This is a genomic window from Intrasporangium chromatireducens Q5-1 (genome assembly GCF_000576575.1).
In the GTDB taxonomy this organism is placed as follows: Bacteria; Actinomycetota; Actinomycetes; order Actinomycetales; family Dermatophilaceae; genus Intrasporangium_A; species Intrasporangium_A chromatireducens.
The window spans coordinates 1-4,976 of the sequence record NZ_AWQS01000263.1 but is presented as its reverse complement, the minus strand read 5'-3'; the positions used below and the strand labels follow the sequence as shown (position 1 = coordinate 4,976).

The 4,976-nt window shown below is 74.4% G+C and carries 4 protein-coding genes; all 4 read left to right on the top strand.

Features of this window, described 5'->3' with window-relative positions; genetic code table 11:
- Positions 1-147: 147 nt before the first annotated feature.
- Entirely contained in the window at positions 148-462 is a 315-nt protein-coding gene (locus tag N864_RS19155; RefSeq protein ID WP_034721006.1) for a thiamine-binding protein, read from the top strand.
- Between the two features lie 271 nt (positions 463-733).
- Complete coding sequence (locus N864_RS19150; RefSeq protein WP_034721003.1) at positions 734-3,814, top strand: FtsX-like permease family protein; 3,081 nt, start codon at positions 734-736, stop codon at positions 3,812-3,814.
- Positions 3,811-4,737 (top strand): ABC transporter ATP-binding protein, encoded by a 927-nt coding sequence (locus tag N864_RS19145; RefSeq protein WP_081794043.1) that lies wholly within the window; start codon positions 3,811-3,813, stop codon positions 4,735-4,737. The genes N864_RS19150 and N864_RS19145 overlap by 4 nt, the downstream gene beginning before the upstream one ends.
- Positions 4,734-4,976 (top strand): ATP-binding cassette domain-containing protein (locus N864_RS19140; RefSeq protein ID WP_034721000.1); only part of this gene is annotated, 243 nt, incomplete at its 3' end. The genes N864_RS19145 and N864_RS19140, both read left to right, overlap by 4 nt.

Sequence of the window (4,976 nt, the reverse complement as noted above, 5' to 3'; positions counted from 1 at the left end):
GTCGAAAGGCCAGTTCCCGTCGGAACCACGTCGGAAGGCCAGTTCCCGACGGGAGCGGCGTGAGCGGCATACCGGCCGGCCCGGTGGCTCCGCCGGGGGCCTGCTCAGCTGACGCGCTGGCTGCGGGAGCCCGTCTAGGGTGAAGGAATGCTCATCGCCTTCTCCGTCGCACCGTCAGTGCCCGCCGACGACACCGGCTCGGTCAGCGAGGCGGTGGCGCGCGCCATCGCCGTCGTTCGCGAGTCGGGCCTGCCCAACCGGACCGACGCCATGTTCACGACGGTCGAGGGGGAGTGGGACGAGTGCATGGCCGTCGTCAAGCGCTGCTGTGACGTGCTGGCCGAGTCCTCGCCCCGCGTCTCGCTCGTCCTCAAGGCGGACATCCGCCCCGGGCACACCGGCGAGCTCGACGGCAAGCTGGAGCGGCTCGAGGCCGCTCTCGAGCGGCAGCGCGGTGACTGACGCCGACTGGCAGATCGCGCCGATCAGGGGCGCCGACGCCGTACGCGCCCGCCGGTTCTGTGCGCGAAACGGCTTCGTCCCAGAGGGCGCTCGCAACGGCCATGACGGGTCCGGAGCACCCGAGAGCCGCATCGTTCGGCGCAGCCGGCGCAACCGGGTCGTCACGGCTTCGTAACGATGGAGGCTCACGTCATACGACACCCGTCGTGATGCTCTTGACTGTCGCAGTTGGCCCGCCGTACGGGCGGCAGCGGCAGAAAGGGGAGTGCCCGTGTGGGCGGCGATCGCGCACCGCAAGACGCAGGCTGTCGTGCTCGTCCTCCTCTCCTCACTCGTCGCCGCCAGCGCGGTGTTCGGGCCGCTCTACGCCCGTTACCTCGAGCACGGCCTGCTGCGTGACGCGCTGGCCCACGCCAGCGTCACCGAGACCGGAGTCACGGTCGAGCAGATCCTCACCCGCGGGGCCGAGGTGGAGCGGCGGGCGATGGCCACCGCGCTGCCGCCGTCGGTCACCCCCTTCTACGCACCGCCCACGGAACTGACCGCCGGGCGCGCGGTCGTCGTCTCCTCCGCGCGGCAGGGCCACGAGCCGATCTCCACCATGGTGCTCGCGCCGGCCGAGCCGTGCCGCGGCATCGTGCTCACGGCCGGCCGCTGCCCGACCTCCGCCGACGAGGTGCTCGTCTCGGCGGCCGAGGCGGCCCACCAGGGCTGGTCGGTGGGCGACCGGATCAGCATGGCGCCCGTCACGGCCGCCGGTCCCGAGGAGCGGCCAGCGGGGATGCGGCTCGTCGGCACCTACACCCAGCGCCTCGACGACGGCTACTGGTTCGGGCAGCGCCTCACCGGGCGGACCGGCAAGCGGGTCTTCAAGGCGCTCGGCTCCGAGCCGCTCATGGACTCCCCCATCACGGTCCCGGCGTTCTTCGGCGCTCAGCCGGAGCGGCTCTCGGTGACACACACCTATGCGTTGCGGCCCGACCACCTCGGTGTCGCCCAGCTGCCTGCCGTCGTCGCCGCGCTGGAGGACGCCAAGTCCCGCACTGGCCCCGCCAAGGTCTACAGCGCCCTCGACGAGATCGGCGCCTCCATCGTGACCGGCCAACGCCAGGCCGCGGTGCTCGTGCCGCTCCTGCTCGGGCAGCTCGCACTGCTCGCCGTCGTCGTGCTGGGCCTCGCGGCCGCCGCGGCCGTCGAGCAGCGTCGCCCGGAGATCGCCATCGCGCGGCTCCGCGGCCGCGGGCGGCGCGGCGCGACCACGCTGCTCGTCCGCGAGCTCGGCACCCTCTCCGCGCTCGGCGTCCCGACCGGCTTCGGTGTCGCGCTGCTCGCCGGAGAGGTGGCGCGCCGGTTCTGGCTTCCGGCCGGAGTGCCGTTCGACGTCCCGCCCGGGGCGTGGATCGGTGCAGCAGCCGCCCTGCTCGCCGGCTGGGGTGCGGTGCTGCTCGCAGCGCGGCCGCGGGTGCGCGAGCCCCTGCCGTCCCTCCTGCGCCGGGTGCCGCCCCGGCCGGGTCGGGTCGCCGTGGGTCTCGTCGACGCGATCGTGCTGACCATGGCGGCAGCGGGCGTCGTCACCATCGTCACGGGCAACGCGTCCGGACCACTCGCGATGGCCACCCCGGCCCTGCTCTCGCTCGCCGTGGGCCTCCTGCTCGCCATGCTCGTCGTGCCGGTGTCCGCCGGCGTCGGGCGCTGGTCGTTGCGGCGGGGCAGGGCCACGACCGGTCTTGCCGCGCTGCAGATCGCCCGGCGGCCCGCGGTGCGCCGGGTCGTCGCCATCGTCACCATCGCGTCGGCGCTCGTCGTCTTCGCCACCGACGCCTACCTGATCGGTGACCGGAACCGCCAGTCGCGGGCGGCCGTCGAGGCCGGCGCCGAGGCGGTCCTGCGCACCGACTCGAAGGACCCCCATGCCGTCCGCGCGGTCCTGAAGGATCTCGACCCCACCGGCGCGCTCGCCACCCCCGTGGCGCACCTGGGGCGGGTCAGCTCGGAAGCGATGCGCACCATGGCCGTCGTCCCGGCCGACATCACTCGCATCGCGCTGCCGCTGCCCGGGGAGCGGATCGACTGGTCCGCGATCGCTGCGCCGCCGCCACCGCCGTTGCGCATCGAGGGACGCACGGTCACGGTGCAGCTCGACCAGATCGAGATCCCGACCGTGAACCCGCCCGGCGACCTCGCGACGCGGCCGGTGTCGATCCCGCTCCGGCTCGAGCTGCAGCAGCCCGACGGGCGCACTGCCAGCCAGCCGCTGGGTGACCTGCCGATCGCGCGACGCTCGATGACGCTGTCGTCCACCGTCTTCTGCAGCACGGCCTGTCGGCTGGCCGGCGTGACGGTGGACCGCAACATCCACGAGTCGCGCGCGATCGCCGGCACCTTCCGGATCCGGTCCATCTCCGTGGACGGCGCACCGGCGATCGACCTGTCCCGTGCCACGTGGGCAGGCTCCGGCAGCCCCGTCGACCCCCGGGCCGCGACCCCGGACACACCCGGATTCATCGGCGCCAGCGCCGACCCGTCCTCAGCGGCGTCGGTCCGCGTCCAGTTCGCCTCGACCCGGGGCGTGCTCACCGCCGCCACATCGGATCCGCGTCTGCCCGTGATCGTCGTGCCGCACGAGGAGCCCGCGCGCACCGAACCACCCGTGACGTCGGTGGCCGGCTTCGTCGGCACCGACGTGCCCGTTGCCGAGGTGGGGCGCAGCAGGGTCGCCCCCAGCGGCCTCGCGAACGTCGCTCTCGTCGACTACGACGCGCTCGCCGCCACCGCGGTGGGCATGTACGCCCCCGGCTCGATCGAGGTCTGGGTCTCCGACAGCGCCGCCACCGCGCGGGTGGAGGCGGCGCTGCAGGCGGCCGGGGTCTCCGTCACCTCCTCCGTCCAGCGCGACGAGACGCTGCGCCGCTTCGACAACTCCGCCTCTGCGTGGGCCCTCCGCCTCGCCCTCGTCGTCGGCGCCATGGCGCTGCTCCTCAGCGCGATCGTGCTCGTCCTCCTCGCGGCGACCTCGTGGCGCCTGCGCTCGCGGGACCTCGGGGCCCTCCGGCTCGCCGGTGTGCCGGCCGGACGGCTGCGAACGAGCGTCATCGTGGAACAGGTCGCGGTCGTCCTGCTCGCCGTCCTCGCCGGCGCCGGCTGCGGGGTCGTCGGCTCGCGGCTCGCCATCGGCCTCGTCCCGCTCTTCACCACGCCGTCGGAGACCTTCAGGCCCGACCTGCACCCGGCCGCGGTGGCCGTCTCGCTCGTCGCGGTGGTGTCGCTCGTCCTGCTCGCGGGTGTCGCGACCCTCATCGGCCTGTGGCTCGCGCGCCGCTCGACCATCGGCCGGGTCAGGGAGGCGGCATGACTGGCGGCATCGAGGTCAGCACGCACGGGCTGGTCGTGATCTACCGGTCCGAGGGGCACGACGTGGCGGCCCTGTCGGGCGTCGACCTGCACGTGGGAGCCGGGGAGATCGTCGGGTTGCTGGGCCCGAGCGGCGCCGGCAAGTCGACCCTGCTGTCCGTGCTCGGCGGCCTCGTCGAGCCGAGCGCGGGCCGGGTCCACATCGGCCGGCACGAGGTGCGCCGGATGACCGCAGCCGACTTCGACGACTTCCGGGCCGCCGACGTGGGGCTCGTGCTGCAGGGCGCCAGCCGCAACCTGCTGCCCTACCTCACCCCGCGCCGCAACGTCGCCTTCGCGCAGCACGCCGCCCGGTCCCGCAGCCATCCCGTGCCGGACGTCGAGGAGGTGCTCGACCTGCTCGGCATCGCCGGCCTCGCGGACCAGCCCCTTGGGGCCCTGACGCCCGGTGAGCTGCAGCTGACCGCGATCGCAGTGGCCATCGCCTGCTTCCCGGGCCTGCTCCTCGGCGACGAGCCGACGAGCCAGCTGGACCACGCCGCCCGCGACCGGGTCATCTCGGCGCTGCAGGAGGTGAACCGCCGCACCGGCATGACCATCGTCGTCGTGACGCACGACCCCGCGGTCGCCGCCGCCCTGCCCCGCACCGTGACGATCCGCGACGGCCGCGTCGGGGCGGAGGGACGCGAGGGGGAGGAGTTCGCCGTCGTCTCGGCAGACGGTTCGCTGCCGCTGCCTCCCGCGGCGCTCGACGCCTTCCCGCCGGGCACGCTCGTCCGCGTCCACGAGGACGGCGGACGCTGGCTCCTGCTCGGCCAGGCCTCGGCGGAAGCGGCCGGGCGTGCCGCGCCGCTCCCAGACAGAGGTATGCCGCTCACCGGGGACCCGCTCGGACGGTCCCTCGCAGGGGAGGAGGTCCCATGACGGAACCGGTCGTCCGCGTCGCCGCTCTGGGGGAGGACCGTGAGCCGGGCATCACGGTGCGCAGCCTCACGGTGCGGTTCGGTGACCTCGTCGCGCTCGACGGGGTCTCCTGCACGGCACGGCCCGGACGGATCCTGGCCGTCACCGGGCCCTCGGGCGCGGGTAAGTCGACCCTGCTGTGGGCGATGGCCGGGCTGCTCGACGGGCTGGTCGCCCCGCGGGTGGTGGCCTCTCGTCGG

Bases quoted from the DNA above. Each gene is read 5' to 3' on its own strand.
- N864_RS19155 (WP_034721006.1), top strand. From the start codon at position 148: ATGCTCATCGCCTTCTCCGTCGCACCGTCAGTGCCCGCCGACGACACC.
- N864_RS19145 (WP_081794043.1), top strand. From the start codon at position 3,811: ATGACTGGCGGCATCGAGGTCAGCACGCACGGGCTGGTCGTGATCTAC.